General features: G+C 55.4%; 27 protein-coding genes and 1 pseudogene. 19 read left to right on the top strand and 9 right to left on the bottom strand.

What is annotated here, in order from left to right; all coding sequences use genetic code 11:
- Position 1: 1 nt before the first annotated feature.
- Both CKK19_RS01120 and CKK19_RS01115 read right to left on the bottom strand, forming a co-directional pair.
- The gene (locus tag CKK19_RS01120; RefSeq protein WP_063853790.1) at positions 2-310 is read right to left on the bottom strand and encodes a recombinase-like helix-turn-helix domain-containing protein; all 309 of its coding nucleotides are present in this window, start codon (positions 308-310) and stop codon (positions 2-4) included.
- Positions 307-630, bottom strand: a complete 324-nt coding sequence (locus CKK19_RS01115) for a Rieske (2Fe-2S) protein (protein ID WP_003860044.1) — start codon at positions 628-630, stop codon at positions 307-309. Before CKK19_RS01115 ends, CKK19_RS01120 begins: the two co-directional genes overlap by 4 nt.
- A gap of 415 nt (positions 631-1,045) precedes the next feature.
- Between CKK19_RS01115 and CKK19_RS01110 the strand changes: the two are divergent.
- Positions 1,046-1,378, top strand: a pseudogene (locus tag CKK19_RS01110) (MFS transporter); the annotation flags it as partial.
- A gap of 68 nt (positions 1,379-1,446) precedes the next feature.
- Here the strand turns inward: CKK19_RS01110 and speB are convergent.
- The 3 genes from speB to yqgB all read right to left on the bottom strand — a co-directional run bounded on the left by speB (position 1,447) and on the right by yqgB (position 4,694).
- Positions 1,447-2,367, bottom strand: a complete 921-nt coding sequence (speB, locus tag CKK19_RS01105; RefSeq protein WP_017382921.1) for an agmatinase — start codon at positions 2,365-2,367, stop codon at positions 1,447-1,449.
- Between the two features lie 210 nt (positions 2,368-2,577).
- The gene (gene speA, locus CKK19_RS01100) at positions 2,578-4,554 is read right to left on the bottom strand and encodes a biosynthetic arginine decarboxylase (protein WP_022649348.1); all 1,977 of its coding nucleotides are present in this window, start codon (positions 4,552-4,554) and stop codon (positions 2,578-2,580) included.
- Positions 4,555-4,562: 8 nt separating this feature from the next.
- Positions 4,563-4,694: an acid stress response protein YqgB gene (gene yqgB, locus CKK19_RS01095; protein ID WP_057979949.1), complete on the bottom strand. Its 132-nt coding sequence runs from the start codon at positions 4,692-4,694 to the stop codon at positions 4,563-4,565.
- Positions 4,695-5,354: 660 nt separating this feature from the next.
- Between yqgB and metK the strand changes: the two genes are divergently transcribed.
- The 8 genes from metK (at position 5,355) to ruvX (ending at position 12,495) form a co-directional block, all read left to right on the top strand.
- On the top strand, positions 5,355-6,509 hold the full coding sequence (metK, locus tag CKK19_RS01085; RefSeq protein ID WP_022649349.1) for a methionine adenosyltransferase: 1,155 nt from the start codon (positions 5,355-5,357) through the stop codon (positions 6,507-6,509).
- Between the two features lie 416 nt (positions 6,510-6,925).
- A complete protein-coding gene (galP, locus tag CKK19_RS01080) occupies positions 6,926-8,323 on the top strand; it encodes a galactose/proton symporter (RefSeq protein WP_023298566.1) in 1,398 nt (465 codons plus the stop codon).
- 59 nt (positions 8,324-8,382) lie between these two features.
- Positions 8,383-8,880, top strand: a complete 498-nt coding sequence (locus CKK19_RS01075) for a SprT family zinc-dependent metalloprotease (protein ID WP_063853788.1) — start codon at positions 8,383-8,385, stop codon at positions 8,878-8,880.
- A 94-nt stretch (positions 8,881-8,974) separates the two neighbouring features.
- Positions 8,975-9,682, top strand: a complete 708-nt coding sequence (gene endA, locus CKK19_RS01070) for a deoxyribonuclease I (protein WP_022649352.1) — start codon at positions 8,975-8,977, stop codon at positions 9,680-9,682.
- 51 nt (positions 9,683-9,733) lie between these two features.
- Entirely contained in the window at positions 9,734-10,465 is a 732-nt protein-coding gene (gene rsmE, locus CKK19_RS01065) for a 16S rRNA (uracil(1498)-N(3))-methyltransferase (protein ID WP_063853787.1), read from the top strand.
- 31 nt (positions 10,466-10,496) lie between these two features.
- Positions 10,497-11,444 (top strand): glutathione synthase, encoded by a 948-nt coding sequence (gshB, locus tag CKK19_RS01060; RefSeq protein ID WP_003860032.1) that lies wholly within the window; start codon positions 10,497-10,499, stop codon positions 11,442-11,444.
- Positions 11,445-11,518: 74 nt separating this feature from the next.
- Positions 11,519-12,079, top strand: coding sequence for a YqgE/AlgH family protein (locus CKK19_RS01055; RefSeq protein WP_022649353.1), 561 nt, complete (start codon positions 11,519-11,521; stop codon positions 12,077-12,079).
- Positions 12,079-12,495, top strand: coding sequence for a Holliday junction resolvase RuvX (gene ruvX / locus CKK19_RS01050; RefSeq protein WP_006811925.1), 417 nt, complete (start codon positions 12,079-12,081; stop codon positions 12,493-12,495). The genes CKK19_RS01055 and ruvX overlap by 1 nt, the downstream gene beginning before the upstream one ends.
- 10 nt (positions 12,496-12,505) lie before the next feature.
- On the opposite strand, the gene CKK19_RS01045 is transcribed toward ruvX, so the two are convergent.
- On the bottom strand, positions 12,506-13,486 hold the full coding sequence (locus CKK19_RS01045) for a type IV pilus twitching motility protein PilT (protein ID WP_022649354.1): 981 nt from the start codon (positions 13,484-13,486) through the stop codon (positions 12,506-12,508).
- A 17-nt stretch (positions 13,487-13,503) separates the two neighbouring features.
- Between CKK19_RS01045 and CKK19_RS01040 the strand changes: the two genes are divergently transcribed.
- From CKK19_RS01040 to CKK19_RS01015, 6 genes are read left to right on the top strand one after another with little or no spacing between them, the layout of a single operon-like run.
- Positions 13,504-14,205, top strand: coding sequence for a YggS family pyridoxal phosphate-dependent enzyme (locus CKK19_RS01040; protein ID WP_063853786.1), 702 nt, complete (start codon positions 13,504-13,506; stop codon positions 14,203-14,205).
- 21 nt (positions 14,206-14,226) lie between these two features.
- Positions 14,227-14,793 carry a YggT family protein gene (locus CKK19_RS01035; protein WP_003860024.1) on the top strand — a complete coding sequence of 189 codons (567 nt, stop codon included), beginning with the start codon at positions 14,227-14,229 and terminating at the stop codon, positions 14,791-14,793.
- Complete coding sequence (yggU, locus tag CKK19_RS01030; protein WP_022649356.1) at positions 14,790-15,086, top strand: DUF167 family protein YggU; 297 nt, start codon at positions 14,790-14,792, stop codon at positions 15,084-15,086. The genes CKK19_RS01035 and yggU overlap by 4 nt, the downstream gene beginning before the upstream one ends.
- Positions 15,087-15,089: 3 nt before the next feature.
- Positions 15,090-15,683, top strand: a complete 594-nt coding sequence (locus tag CKK19_RS01025) for an XTP/dITP diphosphatase (protein WP_022649357.1) — start codon at positions 15,090-15,092, stop codon at positions 15,681-15,683.
- Positions 15,676-16,824: a radical SAM family heme chaperone HemW gene (gene hemW / locus CKK19_RS01020; protein ID WP_063853785.1), complete on the top strand. Its 1,149-nt coding sequence runs from the start codon at positions 15,676-15,678 to the stop codon at positions 16,822-16,824. The genes CKK19_RS01025 and hemW overlap by 8 nt, the downstream gene beginning before the upstream one ends.
- A gap of 56 nt (positions 16,825-16,880) precedes the next feature.
- The gene (locus CKK19_RS01015; protein WP_023306916.1) at positions 16,881-17,243 is read left to right on the top strand and encodes an endonuclease domain-containing protein; all 363 of its coding nucleotides are present in this window, start codon (positions 16,881-16,883) and stop codon (positions 17,241-17,243) included.
- A gap of 67 nt (positions 17,244-17,310) precedes the next feature.
- Here the strand turns inward: CKK19_RS01015 and CKK19_RS01010 are convergent, their stop codons facing one another.
- From CKK19_RS01010 to trmB, 3 genes are read right to left on the bottom strand one after another with little or no spacing between them, the layout of a single operon-like run.
- Positions 17,311-18,027: a DUF2884 domain-containing protein gene (locus CKK19_RS01010; protein WP_022649360.1), complete on the bottom strand. Its 717-nt coding sequence runs from the start codon at positions 18,025-18,027 to the stop codon at positions 17,311-17,313.
- A 57-nt stretch (positions 18,028-18,084) separates the two neighbouring features.
- Positions 18,085-18,411 (bottom strand): YggL family protein, encoded by a 327-nt coding sequence (locus CKK19_RS01005; protein WP_003862421.1) that lies wholly within the window; start codon positions 18,409-18,411, stop codon positions 18,085-18,087.
- Positions 18,411-19,130 carry a tRNA (guanosine(46)-N7)-methyltransferase TrmB gene (gene trmB / locus CKK19_RS01000; RefSeq protein WP_022649361.1) on the bottom strand — a complete coding sequence of 240 codons (720 nt, stop codon included), beginning with the start codon at positions 19,128-19,130 and terminating at the stop codon, positions 18,411-18,413. Before trmB ends, CKK19_RS01005 begins: the two co-directional genes overlap by 1 nt.
- 144 nt (positions 19,131-19,274) lie before the next feature.
- On the opposite strand from trmB, the gene mutY reads away from it, so the two are divergent.
- The 4 genes from mutY to CKK19_RS00980 all read left to right on the top strand — a co-directional run bounded on the left by mutY (position 19,275) and on the right by CKK19_RS00980 (position 23,376).
- Positions 19,275-20,327, top strand: a complete 1,053-nt coding sequence (mutY, locus tag CKK19_RS00995; RefSeq protein ID WP_169810603.1) for an A/G-specific adenine glycosylase — start codon at positions 19,275-19,277, stop codon at positions 20,325-20,327.
- A 26-nt stretch (positions 20,328-20,353) separates the two neighbouring features.
- A complete protein-coding gene (locus CKK19_RS00990) occupies positions 20,354-20,626 on the top strand; it encodes an oxidative damage protection protein (protein ID WP_003862425.1) in 273 nt (90 codons plus the stop codon).
- Positions 20,627-20,750: 124 nt separating this feature from the next.
- Positions 20,751-21,827 carry a membrane-bound lytic murein transglycosylase MltC gene (gene mltC / locus CKK19_RS00985; RefSeq protein WP_032621902.1) on the top strand — a complete coding sequence of 359 codons (1,077 nt, stop codon included), beginning with the start codon at positions 20,751-20,753 and terminating at the stop codon, positions 21,825-21,827.
- 292 nt (positions 21,828-22,119) lie between these two features.
- A complete protein-coding gene (locus CKK19_RS00980; RefSeq protein WP_022649364.1) occupies positions 22,120-23,376 on the top strand; it encodes a nucleoside permease in 1,257 nt (418 codons plus the stop codon).
- The last annotated feature ends 78 nt before the right edge of the window (positions 23,377-23,454 follow it).

Raw genomic sequence — 23,454 nt, 5'->3', positions numbered from 1 at the left:
CTCAGTAGCCGTTAACCTGTAAGAATGCCTGGAAGCTGGCGTCGCTCCACGGCTCACCCTGCTGGTCGAGCATGCGCACCGCGTTCAGCCCGTTTACCAGCTCCGGTAAGGTTTCAACGCCCTGCTCGAAGAGATCTTCCAGCGTCGCAATCAGCTTCACCTCCCAGCTTTCCGGCTCGCGGCTGCGGGTCTGCCAGATCAGGTTCTGGTACTCGCCCGGCTTGTGAATGGCGCCATTACCGCCCTCTGCCGGCGGGGTAAACTGGCGGCTTTCCGGCAGCGCCGGGTTGTAGTTCAGCGTGTCGCTCATGCCACGGTCTCCTCAACAAAGGTAATCTGAATCTGGTTTTCAAAGACCCGAACCGGGTAACGGTTGAGGTTGCGTCCTCCGGGGCCGTGCAGACACTGGCCGGTTTTGACGTCGAACACCGCCTCGTGCAGCGGGCATTCCACCTTGCCGTCTTCTACGAAGCCCTGACTCAGCAGGGCATAGGCGTGGGGGCATACGTCTTCCAGCGCGTAATATTCACCGTCGATCAGGTAAACGCCGATCTCTTTCCCGTCGACGTTGCCGCTAAAAGGGAAATCTTCCTGTACTTGTTCTGCGTCACATACGCCTATCCAGCTCATCACGATCCTCCAGGCTTTTGTTTCATATATGAAACTCTGTTTCTTATTTAATACGGTCAATATAAAAGCGATGAATGTTTCGTCAAGCGACAATGTGACGAATTTGTTAATCGATCGGCAATTAATTAACTAAGTGTGCAAGGGATCACGAAAAAATGCAGCGATATGAAATTTTCATTATTACAGCGTGAGAAATACGTTTTTTTAATGGTCTCTTATTTTGAATAAAAGATATTGACTTCCTTTCTTTTTACTCTCTAAAAATAAATTAACGTCACCTCTTTCGCGTTTCACCGGTGAAACTCATTTTTAATTTATCTTTAATAAACAATGAGTTTCACAGGTTAATCATTTTAGCTCCGTGACAATCACATTGATGAAAAATATAAGTTACAAAAAACGTAAGGCGGACATAATGACGGCAAGATGGCAAGGCACGATTGCGCTTTTATTACTCATTATTATTTCGTACGTCGATCGGGTAAATATCTCGGTAATGATTTTAAACCCGGAATTTGCCGAACATTTTCAGTTAAATGAAAACAGAATGTTACAGGGTCTACTTATGACCTGCTTTCTTCTGGGTTATGGTTTTTCCGCTCTATTATTAACGTCGGTTATTGAAAGCAAACTTCATTATCGGCAGGGATTATTGAGCAGCATTGCGCTTTGGGCCGCGGTCTGCGCGGTTTCGCCTTTGTTAGGCTCGCTGACGGGAATGGTCATCGCCCGCGAAATAACCGGGGTTTGTCCACACCTTCACGCTGGCCTGGGGAATGTTGCTGCTGCGCATGCGGCGCGCAGCAGCAGTAAGGCTTATTCGCCTTTTTTCGCTGCCTGGATGTAGAGCATTTCCAGCGCCAGGGTCGCCGCGGCCAGCGCGGTGATCTCGGACTGGTCATAGGCCGGAGCCACTTCCACCACGTCCATCCCGACAATGTTCAGATCCTTCAGGCCGCGCACCAGCTTGATGGCGCGGTCTGACGTCAGGCCGCCGATCACCGGCGTACCGGTACCCGGTGCGAATGCCGGATCCAGGCAGTCAATGTCGAAGGTCAGGTAGACAGGCATATCGCCGACGATCTGCTTAACCTGAGCCAGAATATCGTCCACGCCGCGATCGTTCACCTGGCCCGCGTCGAGTACGGTAAAGCCGTTGTCTTTGTCGAACTCGGTGCGGATGCCGATCTGCACGGAGTGGTTCGGATCGATCAGGCCTTCTTTCGGCGCGGTGTAGAACATGGTGCCGTGGTCGAATTCGCAGCCGTTCGCGTAGGTGTCGGTATGCGCGTCAAAGTGCACCAGCGCCATTTTACCGAAGTGCTTCGCGTGGGCGCGCAGCAGCGGCAGTGTCACGAAGTGGTCACCGCCGAAGGAGAGCATGCGTTTACCGGCCGCCAGCAGCTTCTCGGCGTGCGCCTGCAATTTTTCGCTCATTTCGCGCGCGTCACCGAAGGCGTACACCAGATCACCGCAGTCCACCACGTTCAGGCGCTCGCGCATGTCGAAGTTCCACGGGAAGCGGTTGTGCTCCCAGGCCAGGTTGGTGGAAACCTGACGGATTGCCGCCGGGCCATGACGTCCACCCGCACGACCGGACGTTGCCATGTCGAACGGTACGCCGGTGATCACCCAGTCAGCATCGCTGTCGTAAGGCTGGAAGTTCATCGGAAGGCGTAAAAAACCAAACGCGTTAGATACCAGAGAATTATCGTACTGATGACCTAAAGTGCTCATGTCCTGACCTCTTATAAAGTCGATACATTAAAAACAGATGAAAAAAAATCCCCTCCGCGTCGTTAAACCCGACGAGGAAGGGATTGATTCGTAAATCGCATAGTGGGGCGAATTATCGCCGTTAATTCATACGGGTTCAAGTGAGTATAGGGCATCGTGCGGTCTGATGCCCTCACCCCAACCCTCTCCCACCGGGAGAGGGAGGTTTTACTACTCGTCTTCTAGATACGTATACCCGTACAGACCCGCTTCAAACTCTTCCAGGAACTGCTGCTGCAAGGCATCGTCCAGACCGGTGTTTTTGACCTGATCGCGGAACTGGGTGAGCAGTTTTTTCGGATCCAGCTGAACGTATTCGAGCATATCCGCCACGGTGTCCCCTTCGTCGGACAGCTCAACCTCCACGCTGCCGTCAGGGAAGACAAACACGTCAACCGCTTCGGTATCACCGAACAGGTTGTGCATGTTGCCGAGGATCTCCTGATACGCACCCACCATAAAGAAGCCCAGCATTGGCGGGTTCTCCGGATCGTACTCCGGCATTGGCATGGTCGTTGCGATACCGTCACCGTCGACGTAGTGGTCAATCGCGCCGTCGGAGTCACAGGTAATGTCCAGCAGCACCGCGCGGCGTTCCGGCGCATGATTCAACCCTTCCAGCGGCAGAACCGGGAACAGCTGGTCGATACCCCAGGCATCCGGCATCGACTGGAACAGGGAGAAGTTGACGTACATTTTGTCCGCCATACGTTCCTGCAACTCGTCGATAATCGGACGGTGTGCGCGGTTGCTCGGATCGAGCTGCTTCTGCACTTCATGGCACATGTTCAGATAGAGCTGCTCCGCCCACGCGCGTTCCTGCAGGCTAAAGGTGCCTGAAGAATAACCGACGTGAATGTCGTGCAGATCCATCTGGCTGTCGTGCAGCCATTCGCGCAGAGAACGACGCGTGCCCGGCTCGTGCATCTCCTGCCAGGTTTCCCACATGCTTTGCAGGGAACGTGGAGCATCGTCTGCCGGAGGCGTGGCTTCAGTGATTTCGCTGCGCTCAACGCCGATGATGTTAGAGACCAGCACCGTATGGTGCGCAGTGACCGCGCGGCCGGATTCGGTGATCACCGTCGGGTGCGGCAGGCCGTGCTCTTCGCAGGCATCGCCAATCGCCCAGATAATGTTGTTGGCGTATTCGTTCAGGCCGTAGTTGACCGAGCAGTCAGACTGCGAGCGTGTCCCTTCGTAATCCACACCCAGGCCACCGCCCACGTCAAAGCACTGAATATTTACGCCAAGCTTGTGCAGCTCAACGTAGAAACGTGCCGATTCACGCACGCCGGTGGCAATGTCGCGAATGTTGGCCATCTGCGAGCCAAGGTGGAAGTGCAACAGCTGAATGCTGTCCAGACGACCGCGCTCACGCAGAATTTCCACCAGCTGAAGCACCTGGTTCGCAGCGAGGCCGAACTTGGATTTTTCACCGCCGGAAGACTGCCATTTACCGGAACCCTGCGACGCCAGTCGCGCACGCACGCCAAGGCGTGGGATCACGTTTAGACGCTCGGCCTCTTCCAGCACGATCGCGATTTCGGTCATCTTCTCGATCACCAGATAGACCTTGTGGCCCATCTTCTCGCCAATCAGCGCCAGACGAATGTATTCGCGGTCTTTATAGCCGTTACAGACGATCACCGACCGGGTCATGCCCGCGTGCGCCAGAACCGCCATCAGCTCCGCTTTGGAGCCAGCTTCCAGGCCCAGCGGTTCGCCGGAGTGGATCAGGGACTCAATCACGCGACGGTGCTGGTTTACCTTGATCGGGTAAACGAGGAAATAGTCGCCGTTATAACCATACGATTCCCGCGCGCGTTTGAACGCGGCGTTAATAGAACGCAGGCGATGTTGCAGGATCTGCGGGAAGCAGAACAGTGCAGGCAAGCGCTGACCCTGTGCTTCACGGGCTTTCACCAGCTTAGCGAGATCCACGCGCGCTTCCGGGACGTCCGGATCCGGGCAGACACTGATGTGGCCCAGCTCGTTAACGTCGTAGTAGTTATTGCCCCACCAGGCAATATTGTAAGTGCGCAGCATCTTGCTGGCTTCCTGGGAGCTCATCGCAACCTCCTGCATAGAACGTAGTACACCCTGTTCGCCTGCTGACGAAGGCGAAAGCGAAGACATGTCGTCAGACATAGCGAACCTCAACTCTTTGTATTAAGTGTAAAACAGTTGACTACTATCGCAGCGTTATACGGCGATAACAACCCATTAACGGCTCCATTTCCCAGCAGAGTATGCTGAAATCCAGACCGTGCGACCGGTTTCTTATTCATATCATTGTAAAACACGTATCCGAACTCTGTATGACAAGGTTCGGCGAAACCACGAGAAAACTCCTGTATTAACAAGAGCGCCCTTGTTCAGTTTTCACAAAGCGTGACCGGCTCTGGAATCCTGAGAAGCACCGAGATGGGTATAACATCGGCAGGTGTTTAGACCAGAAGTGCGGGTGGGAATCAAATGCGCGCCAGAACGACTGCGCTGAATGAGCGGAAAACAATGGTTCATTATCTCGTATCACCTCCACGGCCGCCTCTGCTGAAACGGACCACAAGCCAAAGCTAAAAGTTCACTGCTTAACCCGGCTGGAAGTGGCGACACGATGTGTTCATCGAGCGCTTATTTTATATGAGCCGCGCGCCGCGTTTTATACCGAGAAGGTCGCTAAAAAGCAAAACAAAAATGCGCAGGTTGCCAGCGCCGTCAGGAAAAATTTCCAGCCGTGTTTTCAACGCAGTGAGAGGTGAGTCAAAAAAAACTGGAAATCGGGTGAAGAAGTGACCTAAAATAGACGTCCAGATGTTAATCCATCCATACCGATTAACACTCAGACTGCCAGTGTCAAAATCCTGCAGGCCTTGGTAGAATTATCTCCTTTGGCTATTCCACACAGCAGTTCGAGCTAACCAAATTCCTTTTAGGTGAAATAAATCATGGCAAAACACCTGTTTACGTCCGAGTCCGTATCAGAAGGACATCCTGATAAAATTGCTGACCAAATCTCCGATGCGGTGCTGGATGCGATCCTCGCGCAGGATCCAAAGGCGCGCGTAGCGTGTGAAACCTATGTCAAAACCGGCATGGTTCTGGTTGGCGGTGAGATCACCACCAGCGCATGGGTTGATATCGAAGAGATCACCCGTAACACGGTGCGTGAGATCGGTTATGTACATTCTGATATGGGCTTTGATGCCAACTCCTGCGCCGTACTGAGCGCTATCGGCAAACAGTCCCCGGACATCAACCAGGGCGTTGACCGTGCCGATCCGCTGGAACAGGGCGCGGGCGACCAGGGCCTGATGTTCGGCTACGCGACCAACGAAACCGACGTGCTGATGCCAGCGCCGGTGACTTACGCACACCGTCTGGTGCAGCGTCAGGCTGAAGTGCGTAAAAACGGCACCCTGCCGTGGCTGCGTCCGGATGCGAAAAGCCAGGTGACCTTCCAGTATGACGACGGGAAAATCGTCGGCATTGATGCCGTGGTTCTTTCCACGCAGCATGCTGAAGATATTGACCAGAAATCCCTGCAGGAAGCGGTGATGGAAGAGATCATCAAGCCGGTTCTGCCAACTGAATGGCTGAGCTCTGCGACCAAATTCTTCATCAACCCAACCGGACGCTTCGTTATCGGCGGCCCAATGGGTGACTGCGGTCTGACCGGTCGTAAAATCATCGTTGATACCTACGGCGGCATGGCGCGCCACGGTGGCGGCGCGTTCTCCGGTAAAGACCCGTCTAAAGTGGACCGTTCTGCGGCGTACGCTGCACGTTATGTGGCGAAAAACATCGTTGCTGCGGGCCTGGCTGACCGCTGTGAAATTCAGGTTTCCTACGCCATCGGCGTGGCTGAGCCAACCTCCATCATGGTGGAAACCTTCGGTACTGAAAAAGTGCCTTCTGAACAGCTAACCCTGCTGGTGCGTGAGTTCTTCGACCTGCGTCCATACGGTCTGATTCAGATGCTGGATCTGCTGCACCCAATCTACCAGGAAACCGCAGCGTACGGTCACTTTGGTCGCGAACATTTCCCTTGGGAAAAAACCGACAAAGCCGCCCTGCTGCGTGATGCTGCCGGTCTGAAATAATCGACTGCCAGCAGCTTAAACAGGCCAGCCTTTGTGCTGGCCTTTTTTATGTCGGGTAGCGGCTATGCCTTACCCGACCTACGGGTAGTGAATTTTGGTAGGCCGGGTAAGGCGCAGCCGCCACCCGGCAATTTTTGGAACCGTTTACACCTCACTCTCTATACCCCGCTTTCAGAATATTCTCTTTGCATGATCGCATTTCTTCTGCTGTTACATTCCCTTTCAGTTAAGTCTGAAATTTGTGCAAACGCGATGCATATCAATTAATTTACCTCTATATTTTCAAAGCTTTAATTATTTTTACGGTTACAAACTAGTGTAACCGATTACACCGTTGTGATTTGACTCACATATTTTTATGAGCCGCTCACCTACTCTTAATATCGTAAAAACTGATAACCCAACTGGAGGGCATAATGCCTGACAATAATAAACAGGGGCGTACGTCCAATAAGGCAATGACGTTCTTCGTCTGCTTCCTCGCCGCTCTGGCAGGATTACTCTTTGGCCTGGATATTGGCGTAATTGCCGGTGCATTACCTTTCATCACCGATGAGTTCCAGATTAGCGCACACACTCAGGAATGGGTGGTCAGCTCCATGATGTTCGGTGCCGCCGTCGGCGCGGTCGGCAGCGGCTGGCTCTCCTTTAAGCTCGGGCGTAAAAAGAGCCTGATGATCGGCGCGATCCTGTTCGTTGCCGGCTCACTGTTCTCTGCCGCTGCGCCTAACGTTGAAGTGCTGATCCTCTCCCGCGTGCTGCTCGGTCTGGCAGTGGGCGTGGCGTCTTATACTGCCCCGCTGTACCTGTCTGAAATCGCACCGGAAAAAATCCGCGGCAGCATGATTTCCATGTATCAGCTGATGATCACCATCGGTATTCTGGGGGCTTATCTTTCCGATACCGCCTTCAGCTACAGCGGCGCATGGCGCTGGATGCTGGGCGTCATCATCATTCCGGCCATTCTGCTGCTGATTGGTGTCTTCTTCCTGCCGGACAGCCCGCGCTGGTTCGCCGCCAAACGCCGCTTCCACGATGCCGAACGCGTGCTCTTACGCCTGCGTGATACCAGCGCCGAAGCCAAAAACGAGCTGGAAGAGATCCGCGAAAGCCTGAAGGTCAAACAGTCCGGCTGGGCGCTGTTCAAAGAGAACAGCAACTTCCGCCGCGCGGTGTTCCTCGGTGTGCTGTTACAGATCATGCAACAGTTCACCGGGATGAACGTCATCATGTATTACGCGCCGAAAATCTTCGAACTGGCGGGCTACACCAACACCACCGAACAGATGTGGGGCACCGTGATCGTCGGCCTGACCAACGTGCTGGCGACCTTTATCGCTATCGGTCTGGTGGACCGCTGGGGGCGTAAACCAACCCTGACGCTGGGCTTCTTGGTCATGGCCGTCGGGATGGGCGTGCTGGGTACCATGATGCACATGGGCATTCACTCCCCAACGGCACAGTACTTCGCCGTGGCGATGCTGCTGATGTTTATTATTGGGTTTGCGATGAGCGCCGGTCCGCTGATTTGGGTACTGTGTTCTGAGATCCAGCCGCTGAAAGGGCGTGATTTTGGTATCACCTGCTCTACCGCAACCAACTGGATTGCCAACATGATCGTCGGCGCAACGTTCCTGACCATGCTCAATACCCTGGGTAATGCCAATACCTTCTGGGTCTACGCCGGTCTGAACCTGTTCTTTATTGTTCTCACGATCTGGCTGGTTCCTGAAACCAAACATGTTTCACTGGAACACATTGAACGTAACCTGATGAAAGGTCGTCCTCTGCGCGAAATCGGCGCACACGACTGATCCTCCTGCGGGGAGGCGCCTCTTGCGCCTCCCCGCTTCCCGCTTTATGCTCTGCCCCTATGAAATCTCCCCGTCTCCCCATCGCCATTCAGCAAGCCGTTATGCGCAGCCTGCGGGAAAAACTCGCCCAGGCCAACCTGAAGCTCGGCCGCAATTATCCTGAACCGAAGCTGGTCTATCAGCAGCGTGGCACCGCGGCGGGCACCGCCTGGCTGGAATCGTATGAGATCCGCCTGAATCCGGTGTTGATGATGGAAAATCAGCAGGCGTTTATCGAAGAAGTGGTGCCGCACGAGCTGGCCCACCTTCTGGTGTGGAAACACTTTGGCCGCGTCGCGCCGCACGGCAAAGAGTGGAAATGGATGATGGAGGAGGTGCTCGGCGTTCCGGCTCGCCGCACCCACCAGTTCGAGCTGGAATCGGTACGCCGCAATACGTTTCCCTACCGCTGCCAGTGCCAGCAGCACCAGCTTACCGTCCGCCGTCACAACCGCGTGGTGCGCGGCGAGGCGACCTATCGCTGCGTAAAGTGCGGCGAACCACTGGTGGCGGAATAATCGCTCGAACTTTCAGGAACTTTCCTGATCTGACTGATTGCATACGGGAACAACATTCGTTACGTTGCGGGCTCGTTTTGACACGGAGTGTAAGATGTCCCGTAATGTTTCTCTCGCAGTCGCTTTTCTGGCGACGGCGCTCTCCGGCCATGCTCTGGCCGACGGTATTCACAGTTTCTCACAGGCAAAAACCGCAGGCGTAAAGATTAACGCCGACGTACCGGGTGATTTCTACTGCGGCTGTAAAATTAACTGGCAGGGTAAGAAAGGGGTCGTGGATCTGGGATCCTGCGGCTATAAGGTGCGCAAGAACGAGAACCGCGCCAGCCGAATCGAATGGGAACACGTTGTTCCGGCCTGGCAGTTTGGCCACCAGCGCCAGTGCTGGCAGGACGGTGGACGTAAAAATTGCGCAAAAGATCCGGTCTACCGCCAGATGGAAAGCGATATGCACAACCTGCAACCCGCAGTGGGTGAAGTCAATGGCGACCGCGGAAACTTCATGTACAGCCAGTGGAACGGTGGCGAAGGCCAGTACGGTCAGTGCGCCATGAAGGTCGATTTCAAAGAGAAACTCGCCGAACCGCCTGCCCGCGCGCGCGGCAGCATCGCCCGCACTTACTTCTATATGCGTGACCGCTACGATCTCAACCTTTCCCGCCAGCAGACGCAACTCTTCAATGCCTGGGACAAGCTCTACCCGGTGACGGACTGGGAATGCCAGCGCGACGAACGTATCGCCAAAGTCCAGGGGAATCACAACCCTTACGTCCAGCGGGCTTGCCAGGCGCAAAAGAGCTAACCTACACTACGGCAATTCGCTTATATCGCATGACACATGGAATTTCTGACTATGCGCATCCCTCGCATCTATCACCCTGAACTGATTACCCCAGGCGGCGAAATCGCCCTGCCTGATGATGCCGCGAACCATGTAGGTCGCGTGCTGCGCATGGGCGCAGGCCAGGCGATTCAGCTCTTTGACGGCTCTAATCAGATTTTTGACGCTGAAATTACGCGCGCCGATAAAAAAAGCGTGCACGTGAAGGTGCTGCGTGGCGACGTGGACGACCGGGAATCCCCGCTGCACATTCACCTTGGCCAGGTGATGTCGCGCGGGGAAAAGATGGAGTTCACCATTCAGAAATCCATTGAACTGGGTGTAAGCCTCATTACGCCACTTTTTTCTGAGCGCTGCGGCGTTAAACTGGATGCGGAACGTCTGAACAAAAAGATCCAGCAGTGGCAGAAAATTGCCATTGCAGCCTGTGAACAGAGTGGCCGCAACCGCATCCCGGAGATCCGCCCGGCGATGGATCTGGAGGACTGGTGTGCAGAAGAGGAAAGCGGGCTTAAGCTTAATCTTCATCCGCGCGCCAGCGCCAGCATCAATACGCTGCCGCTGCCCGTTGAGCGCGTACGCCTGCTGATTGGCCCGGAAGGCGGCCTGTCGGCTGACGAAATCGCCATGACGGCGCGTTACCAGTTTACTGATATTCTGTTGGGACCTCGCGTTCTGCGCACTGAGACAACGGCACTCACCGCCATTACCGCCCTACAGGTGCGATTTGGCGATCTGGGTTGAAGCAAAGCCTGACCCATAACCGGAGAAGAACATGATTAAGCTCGGCATCGTGATGGACCCCATCGCAAACATTAACATTAAGAAAGATTCCAGCTTCGCTATGCTGCTGGAAGCGCAGCGTCGCGGCTATGAACTCCACTATATGGAGATGAACGATCTGTACCTGATCAACGGTGAAGCCCGCGCACGTACCCGCATCGTTAACGTCGAGCAGAACTACGAAAAATGGTACGAATTCGGCACCGAGCAGGATATTGCCCTGGCCGACCTTAACGTCATCCTGATGCGTAAAGATCCGCCGTTCGACACCGAATACATTTACTCCACCTATATCCTTGAGCGTGCCGAAGAGAAAGGCACGCTGATCGTCAACAAGCCGCAGAGCCTGCGCGACTGCAACGAGAAGCTCTATACCGCATGGTTCTCTGACCTGACGCCGGAAACGCTGGTCACCCGCAGCAAAACGCAGCTGAAAGAATTCTGGCAGAAGCACGGCGACATCATCATGAAGCCGCTGGACGGCATGGGCGGCGCATCGATCTTCCGCGTGAAAGAGGGCGACCCGAACATTGGCGTGATTGCCGAAACGCTGACCGAGCTGGGGACCCGCTACTGCATGGCGCAAAACTATCTGCCGGCCATTAAAGACGGTGACAAGCGTGTGCTGGTTGTAGACGGCGAGCCGGTGCCTTACTGCCTGGCGCGTATCCCGCAGGGTGGTGAAACCCGTGGCAACCTGGCGGCCGGAGGTCGTGGCGAACCGCGTCCGTTAAGCGAAAGCGACTGGGAAATTGCCCGCCGTGTCGGCCCTACGCTGAAAGCCAAAGGCCTGATCTTCGTTGGCCTCGATATTATCGGCGATCGTCTGACCGAAGTGAACGTCACCAGCCCGACCTGCATTCGTGAGATCGAAGCGGAATTCCCGATCTCGATCACCGGAATGCTGATGGACGCTATCGAAAAACGTTTACAGAAATAACCTGTGACAGCGCCTGTGTTTATCCCCATACTGGGCGCTGTCGCTTTTTAAACCAGGAAACAGTACCTCTGACAATGAATTTACAGCATCACTTTCTTATTGCCATGCCTGCTCTCCAGGATCCGATTTTCCGCCGCGCCGTGGTCTATATTTGCGAATACAACGAAGACGGCGCAATGGGGATTATCATCAATAAGCCGCTGGAAAACCTTCAGGTCGAAGGCATTCTGGACAAGCTGAAAATCCCTGCTGAAGCGCGGCTGCCGGAAATCCGTCTTGATAAACCGGTGATGCTCGGCGGACCGCTTGCAGAAGATCGTGGCTTTATCCTGCATACCCCGCCGGTTTTCTCGTCCAGCATTCGTATCTCCGATAACACCGTCGTCACCACCTCTCGCGATGTGCTCGAAACACTGGGCACGGCAAATCAGCCTTCTGAGGTGCTGGTTGCGCTCGGCTACGCTTCCTGGGAAAAAGGGCAGCTGGAACAAGAAATTCTGGACAACGCCTGGCTGACGGCCCCTGCGGATATGAATATCCTGTTTAAAACCCCTATCGCCGATCGCTGGCGTGACGCGGCAAAACTGATTGGCATTGATATTCTGACCATGCCTGGCGTTGCGGGGCACGCGTAATGAGCGGCACCCTTCTCGCCTTTGACTTCGGCACCAAAAGCATCGGCGTCGCTGTGGGTCAACGGATCACCGGCACCGCCCGCCCGCTCACGGCGCTGAAAGCTAACGACGGCACGCCGGACTGGAACCTTATTGAGCGCTTGCTCAAAGAGTGGCAGCCGGACGACGTGATTGTCGGTCTGCCGTTGAACATGGACGGCACCGAGCAGCCGCTTACCGCCCGCGCGCGCAAGTTCGCGAACAAAATTCATGGCCGCTTTGGTGTCTCCGTTAAGCTGCACGATGAACGTTTGAGCACCGTCGAGGCACGCGCTGGCCTGTTCGAGCACGGTGGCTTCCGGGCGTTGAACAAAGGCAGCGTGGATTCAGCTTCAGCCGTCATTATCCTCGAAAGCTATTTCGAACAGGGTTACTGAGCGCCGGGGCCTACAGCCGCCCCTGCGCCCGTCGCTCCGCCAGACTCTGCTCAAAGTTCTGCATCCCCGCCTGCTGCCCCGTTTGAATAATGCCCGGCAGTTGCCAGGTTTTGCCTTCGCGGATCAGGTTTGCCGCCGCCGACGTATTCACCAGTAGCTCATACAGCGCCACGCGCCCGCCCTGGACATCCTGACGCAGCTTCTGCGCCAGTACCGCACGCAGGCTTCCCGCCAGCTGATTACGAACCGGATCTTTCTCCTGCGCCGGGAAGGTATCGACCAGGCGCTCGATCGCCTGCGCCGCACCGCGCGTGTGCAGCGTGGCCAACACCAGATGGCCAGTCTCAGCCGCCGTCAGCGCCAGGCGTATCGTCTCGCTGTCGCGCAGCTCACCAAGCAGAATCACATCCGGATCTTCACGCAGCGCACTGCGCAGGGCCTCGGCAAAGGACGGGCTATGCTGGCCTATCTCCCGCTGCCGGATGAGGCAACGTTCACTCTGGTACATAAACTCCACCGGATCTTCCAGGGTCAGAATGTGCCCGTCCGTATGGTGATTGAGAAAATCGACCATCGCGGCCAGGGTGGTCGATTTCCCGCTGCCGGTGGCGCCGGTGACCAGAATCAGGCCATTGTCATTGGACAAAAGCTCCGGGATCGCGCGCGGCACGCCTAGCGCAGAGAGCTGCGGACACGTCAGCGGCAACAGGCGTAGCGCGATCGAAACGCCGTGCATATGCTTAAACGCACTGCCGCGCAGCCGCTGACCGCCTGTGAGGGTAACGGCAAAATCTACCTGCCCGTTTGCCCACCAGGCGCCCTGCTGTTCGTCATTGAGCCACGCTTTTAATAACGCCTCCACATCGGGGGGCGGAAACGGCGCAGGTTCAAGACGGCCTGACCTGCGCCAGCGCGGTGGTGAATCACTGCACAGGTGTAGATCGGAGACGTTATGCTTTACACTAAGGGCCACAATTTCTTCCACATCCATAGACAACTCCTCGGAAAATGAACGACATTGCGCATAACCTGGCACAGGTCCGGGACAAAATCTCAGCCGCGGCAACGCGTTGCGGCCGTGCTTCAGAAGAAATTACGTTGCTTGCAGTCAGCAAAACCAAGCCTGCGAGCGCCATCGCAGAAGCGATAGCCGCCGGTCATCGTGCCTTTGGTGAAAACTATGTGCAGGAAGGCGTAGATAAGATTCGCGCTTTCCAGGAGCGGGGAAATACAGACCTGCAGTGGCACTTTATCGGTCCGCTACAGTCGAACAAAAGCCGTCTGGTAGCAGAGCACTTCGACTGGTGTCACACCATCGATCGTCTGCGTATCGCTACCCGTTTGAGCGACCAGCGCCCTATGGAGATGCCAGCGCTTAACGTGCTGATTCAAATCAACATCAGTGATGAAAACAGCAAGTCCGGCATTACGCTGAGCGAACTGGATGCGCTGGCGGCGGACGTGGCGGCGCTGCCGCGCTTAACCCTGCGCGGGCTGATGGCCATTCCGGCACCAGAGTCAAGTTATGAAAGGCAGTTTGCCGTAGCACAGCAAATGGCTGTAGCATTTGAGGCGCTTAAAGCGCGCTATAACACGGTAGACACGCTTTCTCTGGGCATGTCGGACGATATGGAAGCCGCCATCGCGGCAGGCAGCACCATGGTGCGCATCGGCACAGCAATTTTCGGTGCGCGCGATTACACCCAATAATAAGGAAACCTGAGGAACGCCATGAAGACGTTGACTTTCCTGCTTTCAACGGTCATTGAACTGTATACGATGGCGCTGCTACTGCGCGTCTGGATGCAGTGGGCCCGTTGTGATTTTTACAATCCATTCTCACAATTTATCGTGAAAATCACGCAGCCCATTGTGGGGCCGCTTCGCCGCATCATTCCGGCAATGGGGCCGATTGACAGTTCATCTCTGCTGATGGCGTTTATTCTGAGCGTTATCAAAGCGATCGTGCTGTTTATGGTCATCACTTTCCAGCCGATTATCTGGATTTCAGCCGTTCTGATCCTGGTTAAAACCGTCGGCTCGCTGATCTTCTGGGTCCTGCTGGTGATGGCGATTATGAGCTGGGTAAGCCGGGGCCGTAGCCCGGTGGAGTACGCGTTGATTCAGCTGACTGAACCGTTACTGCGTCCGATCCGTAGCCTGCTGCCTGCGATGGGCGGAATCGACTTCTCCCCGATGCTTCTCGTTCTGCTACTGTACGTGCTGAATATGGGTATCGCGGAACTGTTACAGGCGACGGGTAATATGCTGCTGCCGGGGCTGTGGATGGCGTTATGAGTGCAGTTAGCCCCTGCGCCGACGGGCTGGTTTTACGGCTGTACATTCAGCCGAAAGCCAGCCGCGACAGCATTGTTGGGCTGCATGGCGACGAGCTAAAAGTCGCCATCACTGCCCCGCCCGTTGACGGCCAGGCGAATGCGCATCTGACTAAATATCTGGCAAAACAGTTTCGCGTCGCTAAAAGCCAGGTCATCATTGAGAAAGGTGAACTTGGCCGGCATAAACAGGTAAAAATCCTTAACCCGCAATCTATCCCGACGGAAGTCGCGGCTCTGACAAAACAGGACTAAACCATGCAGAAAGTTGTTCTCGCCACCGGAAACGCCGGTAAAGTGCGCGAGCTGGCCTCGCTATTACATGATTTTGGGCTGGACGTGGTGGCTCAGACCGAGCTGGGCGTGGACTCCGCCGAAGAGACCGGCCTGACGTTTATCGAAAACGCCATTCTGAAAGCGCGCCATGCGGCGCAGATCACCGGGCTGCCCGCGATTGCCGATGACTCCGGTCTGGCCGTGGATTTTCTGGGCGGTGCGCCGGGGATTTACTCCGCCCGCTATTCCGGGGTGGACGCCACCGACCAGCAGAACCTGGAAAAGCTGCTTGTGGCCCTGAACGACGTCCCTGACGAACAGCGTACCGCGCAGTTCCACTGCGTGCTGGTCTACATGCGTCACGCGGAAGATCCCACGCCGATTGTCTGTCACGGCAGCTGGCCGGGCGTGATCACCCGTGAAGCGGCGGGCAACGGCGGCTTTGGTTACGACCCGATTTTCTTTGTCCCGACCGAGGGCAAAACCGCTGCGGAACTCACCCGCGAAGAGAAAAGCGCGATCTCCCACCGTGGACGCGCCCTGAAACTGTTACTGGAAGCACTGCGTAATGGCTAATTTGCCACCTCTGAGTCTTTATATTCACATCCCATGGTGCGTGCAGAAATGCCCGTACTGCGATTTCAACTCGCACGCGCTGAAGGGCGAAGTGCCGCACGATGATTACGTCGCGCATCTGCTGGCCGATCTGGATGCCGATGTACCGTACGCACAGGGACGTGAAGTGAAGACCATTTTTATTGGTGGCGGTACGCCGAGCCTGCTTTCAGGCCCGGCGATGCAGAAGCTGCTGGACGGTGTGCGCGCACGCCTGAACCTGGCAGCGGATGCTGAAATTACGATGGAAGCCAACCCGGGCACCGTTGAGGCCGACCGTTTTGTCGAGTATCAGCGCGCGGGCGTGAACCGTATCTCCATCGGCGTGCAGAGCTTTAGCGAGCCAAAGCTGAAGCGTCTGGGGCGCATTCACGGCCCGGAAGAGGCAAAGCGCGCGGCGAACCTGGCAACGGGGCTTGGGCTGCGCAGTTTTAACCTCGATTTGATGCACGGCCTGCCGGATCAGTCCCTCGAAGAAGCGCTGGACGATTTGCGTCAGGCAATTGAACTGAACCCGCCGCATCTGTCGTGGTATCAGTTGACCATTGAACCGAACACCCTGTTTGGTTCCCGTCCTCCGGTGCTGCCGGACGATGACGCGCTGTGGGATATCTTCGAGCAGGGCCACCAGCTTTTGACCGCGGCGGGGTATCAGCAATACGAAACCTCGGCGTATGCGAAGCCGGGCTATCAGTGTCAGCACAACCTGAACTACTGGCGCTTTGGTGATTATCTGGGGATTGGCTGCGGGGCACACGGCAAAGTGACCTTCCCGGACGGGCGCATTCTGCGTACTGCAAAAACGCGTCATCCGCGCGGGTTTATGGAAGGCCGCTACCTGGAGCGTCAGCATGACGTCGAGGCGGTGGATAAGCCGTTTGAGTTCTTTATGAACCGCTTCCGTCTGCTGGAAGCCGCACCGCGCGCGGAGTTTGCGCTCTACACCGGGTTGTCAGAGTCGGTGATTCGTCCGCAGATTGACGAGGCGCTGGCGCAGGGGTATCTGACCGAGTGTAATGAGTACTGGCAGATCACCGAGCACGGTAAGCTGTTCCTAAACTCCCTTCTTGAGCTGTTCCTCGCTGAAAATCCTGAAGGCTGATTCAGGATTTTACATCCCGTTCTGCTGGTTGAGGGAAAGGCTGGCAGAGTGTGGGGATGGAAATTACTCGTTCTTATGCAAAACAGCTCAGACGTGAGCTGACAAAAGAAGAAAGGCGGCTTTGGTATCTACTGCGCAGCCGCCGTTTCGAAAATTATAAATTTCGTCGACAGCATCCGGTAGGTAATTACATTCTGGATTTCGCCTGCTGCGCGGCTCGTCTGGCTGTTGAGCTGGATGGCGGGCAACATGATGAGAATCAGGAATACGATCGTCAAAGGACGCTCTGGCTAAATCGAAAGGGCTGGTACGTCATTCGTTTCTGGAACAACGAACTCTGGGATAACGAAGAGGTGGTGTTAGAAAAGATCCTTGAAACACTGCAAATGCTGCAACCCTCACCCCGGCCCTCTCCCTGAAAGGGAGAGGGAGCAAACCATCCCCTCGCCCCTTTGGGGAGAGGGTTAGGGTGAGGGGTGAAGTAAATTACTTCAGCGTCCCCACCAGCGCCTTCCGGCTGTCTTCCAGGGACACCACGCGTTTACACACGTCTTTGCCGAACTGCTGGAAATCGGCTTCCTGATTCTTCCACTCGTTCTGAATAGAGGTTTGCAGTCCGCCCAGGCTACCCAGTACACCCTGCAACGGATTACCGCCGCCTTTCAGCACCGCTTTGGCGCCCATCTCGTTGATGCTGTCCTGGAGAATGCCGCCCATCGCCTGGTTCACCAGCTGCTGACCGTCGGCTCGCACCTGATCGATCGCCTTATAGTGGAACGTCAGGCCATCAGAGCGCGTCTCAATAATGCGGTTCATCTGTTCTTTCAGCTGTTTATCCAGCTTCGTCAGGCGGGTGCGCATATTGCTGCTCTCCCCCACCTCTTTGGTGATGATTTTATCCAGCGCCACGCGGCCCTTCTCAACGCGGGTCAGCGCGCCATCGTTTATCCATGGCAGCGCGGTACGCAACTCGGCCTGGTAGTCCATCGCCTGCTCGCGCTGGGCGGCCGTCAGGTTTTGCTGTTTGCCGTTAAACGTCACGTTGCCATCCGGCGTGATCACCAGATTGCCATTCTCGCCCTTAACCTGCACGGTTTGCGGGCTTAATACCACGTCGTCACGCGGGGTGACGCTACATTTATACTCCGCATGGGCGGTGGTTCCGATTGCCAGTAAAGCAACCGCCAGCAACGTTTTACGCATCTTCAACACTCCCTCAGACAAAATGGGCCAGCTAATGCTGGCCCCGTTCTTGCTTTATTAGTCCCACCAAACGTCGAAAAGTTCGCTGACGCGGACATCTTCCAGTTTGTGGTCTTCAAGCCATTTGCGTACCAGCGCCTGATGTTCTTCGGTGCATTTCCCCACTTCCTGGGTGCAAATCAGACCTTCCCACGCCAGATAGCCGCTACCGTCGAAGGCCAGCTTGTTGGGTTCGATCACCTCGTTGATGAACGCATCAACGTCCTGATCGATCTGCTCAACGCTGGTGCCTTCCGGGAAACGCCAGGCAACGGAGAAACCCACTTCCTGGAATTCTTCGATGTGCATCTTTTTACGCAGACGACGGCTACGATTCTTTGCCATTATTTCACCCTCTCGAACATTAAGTCCCATACGCCGTGACCAAGACGATGGCCACGCTGTTCAAATTTTGTCACCGGACGTGAATCCGGACGCGGTACGTAGTCGTTGCTTTCAGACTGGTTTTTATACCCGTCCAGCGACGACATCACTTCCAGCATGTGTTCCGCATAAGGTTCCCAGTCGGTCGCCATGTGGAAGACGCCGCCCAGCTTAAGCTTACTTTTCACCAGCTCGGCAAACGGTGCCTGAACGATACGGCGTTTATTATGACGCGCTTTGTGCCACGGGTCAGGGAAAAAGAGCTGAACCATGTTCAAAGAATTGTCAGGAATCATTTTGTGCAGCACTTCCACCGCGTCGTGACACATAACGCGCAGGTTCTCAACGCCCTCTTCATGGGCCGTTGCCAGACACGCACCGACGCCTGGCGAGTGCACTTCAATACCGAGGAAGTTCTGCTCCGGTCGCGCTTTCGCCATAGTGACCAGCGAGGTGCCCATGCCAAAACCGATCTCCAGCGTCACTGGCGCATCGCGGCCAAACAGCTCGGTAAAGTCGAGCGGCTGCTCGCTGAACTCAACGCCCATCACCGGCCAGTAGTTGTCCAGCGCGTGTTGCTGCCCTTTTGTCAGGCGGCCCTGACGGCGGACAAAGCTGCGAATACGGCGCAGCGGGCGACCGTTTTCATCAAATTCCGGTGAAATGACGTCGTTTTTCATAAAAGAGTTGTCTGCTTGTGAGAGTGTACGGGAAACGGGCATTATCCAAAGTTAAGGCTTCTATGCAAGCATGGGAAAGATCCGGTTTACAGCAGATTGACGCTGTGCTGCAATCTGCCTCCCTGATTAAGCGAATCGATGACCATGCAAGCCTCTCAATTTTCAGCCCAGGTGCTGGACTGGTACGACAAATACGGGCGTAAAACCCTGCCCTGGCAAATTGAAAAAACGCCTTACAAAGTATGGCTCTCCGAGGTGATGTTGCAACAAACGCAGGTCGCGACGGTCATTCCTTACTTCGAGCGTTTTATGGCGCGCTTCCCGACAATCACCGATCTGGCCAACGCGCCGTTAGACGAGGTACTGCACTTGTGGACAGGCCTCGGCTATTACGCCCGCGCGCGCAACCTGCACAAAGCCGCACAGCAGGTCGCCACCCGCCACAACGGTAAATTCCCGGAGACCTTTGACGAGGTTGCGGATTTGCCCGGCGTCGGGCGTTCAACCGCAGGCGCAATCCTTTCCCTGTCTTTAGGCAAGCATTTCCCTATTCTCGACGGCAACGTCAAGCGCGTGCTGGCACGCTGCTACGCCGTAGAAGGCTGGCCGGGCAAGAAAGAGGTTGAGAAGCGCCTGTGGGAGATCAGTGAAGCGGTCACTCCGGCGAAAGGGGTGGAACGTTTTAACCAGGCGATGATGGATCTGGGCGCGATGGTCTGCACCCGTTCAAAACCGAAGTGCGAACTCTGCCCGGTAAATAACCTCTGCGTGGCCTATGCGAACCACTCCTGGGCGCAGTATCCGGGGAAAAAACCGAAGCAGACGCTGCCTAAACGCACCGGGTACATGCTGCTGATGCAGCATGGCGACGAGGTGTTTCTCGCCCAGCGCCCGCCGAGTGGCCTGTGGGGTGGTCTATACTGCTTCCCACAGTTTGAGGATGAAGCTTCGCTTCGGGCATGGCTTGAACAGCGCGGCATTGCGGCCGATACCCTGACGCAACTCAACGCGTTCCGTCATACCTTCAGCCATTTCCATCTGGATATTGTGCCTATGTGGCTTCCCGTGTCCTCATTCACCTCCTGCATGGATGAAGGCACCGCTCTCTGGTATAACTTAGCGCAACCGCCATCAGTCGGGCTGGCGGCTCCCGTGGAGCGCCTGTTACAGCAATTACGTGTCGGTGCAATGGTTTAGCATCGGCAAGACAAAGAGGAATGAGTATGGCCAGAACCATTTTTTGTACTTTCCTGCAGCGCGACGCTGAAGGCCAGGATTTCCAGCTCTACCCGGGCGACCTGGGTAAACGCATTTACAACGAGATCTCCAAAGAAGCCTGGGGACAGTGGCAGAAAAAACAGACCATGCTGATCAACGAGAAAAAGCTCAGCATGATGAACCCGGAACACCGCAAGCTGCTGGAGCAGGAGATGGTGAACTTCCTGTTCGAGGGTAAAGACGTCCACATCGAAGGCTATACGCCACCGGAAAAATAATACTCTGCGGCTGCTGCCCGGCGGCGCTGCGCTTGCACGGGCCTACGGTTATGTAGGCCGGGTAAGCGCAGCGCCACCCGGCAACAGCAACCTCAAAGCAAACACAACACGCACTCCCGGAATGATGAAAAAACTATTAGCGCTAGCACTTGTTGCGCCGTTGCTTGTGTCTTGTTCTTCCAAAAAGGGCGATAGCTATAACGAAGCCTGGGTTAAGGACACCAACGGTTTTGACATTTTGATGGGGCAGTTTGCCCATAACATCGAGAACATATGGGGATTTAACGAAGTTCTTATTGCCGGACCGAAGGACTACGTTAAGTATACCGACGCCTATCAGACCCGTAGCCACATCAACTTCGATGACGGTACGATTACGATTGAAACCATCGCGGGGACTGAACCTGCGGCGCATTTACGTCAGGCCATCATCAAAACCCTGCTGATGGGCGACGATCCGGGATCTATCGATCTCTACTCTGATGCCGATGACATCACTATCTCCAAAGAGCCATTCCTGTATGGGCAGGTCGTTGACCAGACCGGTCAGCCGATTCGCTGGGAAGGTCGCGCGACGAACTTCGCAGACTATTTGCTGCAAACGCGCCTGAAAAGCCGCACCAATGGCCTGAAGGTGATCTATAGCGTTACGATAAACCTGGTGCCGAACCACCTCGACAAGCGTGCGCATAAGTATCTGGGCATGGTGCGTCAGGCGTCGCGTAAGTATGGCGTGGATGAGTCGCTGATCCTGGCGATTATGCAGACCGAATCCTCGTTCAACCCGTATGCGGTGAGCCGTTCCGACGCGCTGGGGCTGATGCAGGTTGTGCAGCACAGCGCCGGTAAAGACGTGTTCCGCGCGCAGGGGAAATCCGGTACGCCGAGCCGCAGCTACCTGTTTGACCCGCAAAGCAACATTGATACCGGTACCGCATATCTGGCGATGCTGAACAATGTTTATCTCGGCGGGATTGATAACCCGACTTCACGTCGCTATGCGGTGATCACCGCCTACAACGGCGGCGCGGGCAGCGTCCTGCGCGTCTTCTCGAACGATAAAGTTCAGGCCGCGAACATCATCAACAGCATGGCGCCGGGGGATGTCTACTCAACCCTCACCACTCGCCACCCGTCTGCGGAATCACGCCGCTATCTGTATAAGGTGAATACGGCGCAGAAGAACTATCGTCGTCGCTAGAAACCAACACCATCCCTCACCCTACCCTCTCCCCAAAGGGGAGAGGGTGTTCAAGTTCCCTCTCCCCTTTGGGGAGAGGGTTAGGGTGAGGGGGCATCAGACCGCACTCACTCCACCCCACCCATACAAAAATGCTATTTGCATCACAATCCAAACTGCAAATTAATGTGGATTGCATTTTTTTGCGGGAGGTAACAAAACATATCGTTGCCAACTGATAGAATTGCATCAAATAACAACCCTGAATGTTCCCAAAACAACATATCTCCCGCTCACTTGTGAGGAAAGTAACATGAACCTTAAGCTGCAGCTTAAAATCTTGTCGTTTCTGCAGTTCTGCCTGTGGGGTAGCTGGCTGACTACACTCGGCTCCTATATGTTTGTGACGCTCAAGTTCGATGGTGCGTCGATCGGTGCCGTCTACAGCTCGCTGGGTATTGCGGCTGTTTTCATGCCAACGCTGCTCGGTATCGTGGCAGATAAATGGTTAAGTGCGAAATGGCTGTATATGCTTTGCCATCTGGTGGGTGCGGGGACGCTGTTTATGGCGGCCGAAGTGACCACGCCGGGGGCGATGTTTATGGTGATCCTGCTTAACTCGCTGGCGTATATGCCAACGCTTGGCCTGATCAACACTATCTCTTACTACCGCCTGAAATCTGCCGGTCTGGATATCGTCACCGACTTCCCGCCAATCCGTATCTGGGGCACCATCGGCTTTATCATGGCAATGTGGGGCGTGAGCTTCGCGGGCTTCGAGCTGAGCCACATGCAGCTGTATATTGGTGCCGCGCTCTCCGTGCTGCTGGCGCTGTTCACCCTGACGCTGCCCACCATTCCGGTTTCTAACCAGCAGAAAAACCAGAGCTGGAGCACCATGCTTGGCCTGGACGCCTTCGCCCTGTTCAAAAACAAGCGCATGGCGATCTTCTTTATTTTCTCCATGCTGCTGGGCGCGGAACTGCAAATCACCAACATGTTCGGTAATACTTTCCTGCACAGCTTCGATAACGATCCCCTGTTTGCCGGGAGCTTTATCGTTGAACACGCGTCGGTGATGATGTCCATCTCGCAGATCTCTGAGACGCTGTTCATCCTGACCATCCCGTTCTTCCTGAGCCGCTACGGCATCAAGAACGTCATGCTGATCAGTATCGCTGCCTGGATGTTGCGCTTCGGTCTGTTCGCCTACGGCGACCCAAGCGCGTTCGGCACCGTGCTGCTGGTTCTGTCGATGATTGTTTACGGCTGCGCCTTCGACTTCTTCAACATCTCCGGCTCGGTGTTTGTAGAAAAAGAGGTGAAGCCTGAAATCCGCGCCAGTGCGCAGGGCATGTTCCTGATGATGACCAACGGCTTCGGCTGTATTCTGGGCGGCGTGGTGAGCGGTAAAGTGGTTGAGATGTATACCACCAACGGCATCACCAACTGGCAGCCAGTGTGGCTGATCTTCGCCGGGTACTCACTGGTGCTGTTCTTCGCGTTCATCGTGCTGTTCAAGTACAAGCACGTACGCGAACCACACGGTGCGCAGCCGATCGCGCATTGATTGTTGTGCCCGGTGGCGGCTTCGCCTTACCGGGCCTACAAACCGCAAACCGTAGGCCGGGTAAGCGTTAGCGCCACC

The organism is Enterobacter sp. CCUG 70166, assembly GCF_020224095.1.
GTDB classification, from domain to species: Bacteria; Pseudomonadota; Gammaproteobacteria; order Enterobacterales; family Enterobacteriaceae; genus Enterobacter; species Enterobacter intestinihominis.
Note: the sequence above shows the minus strand (reverse complement) of the source record. Positions and strands in the feature narration are given on the sequence as shown.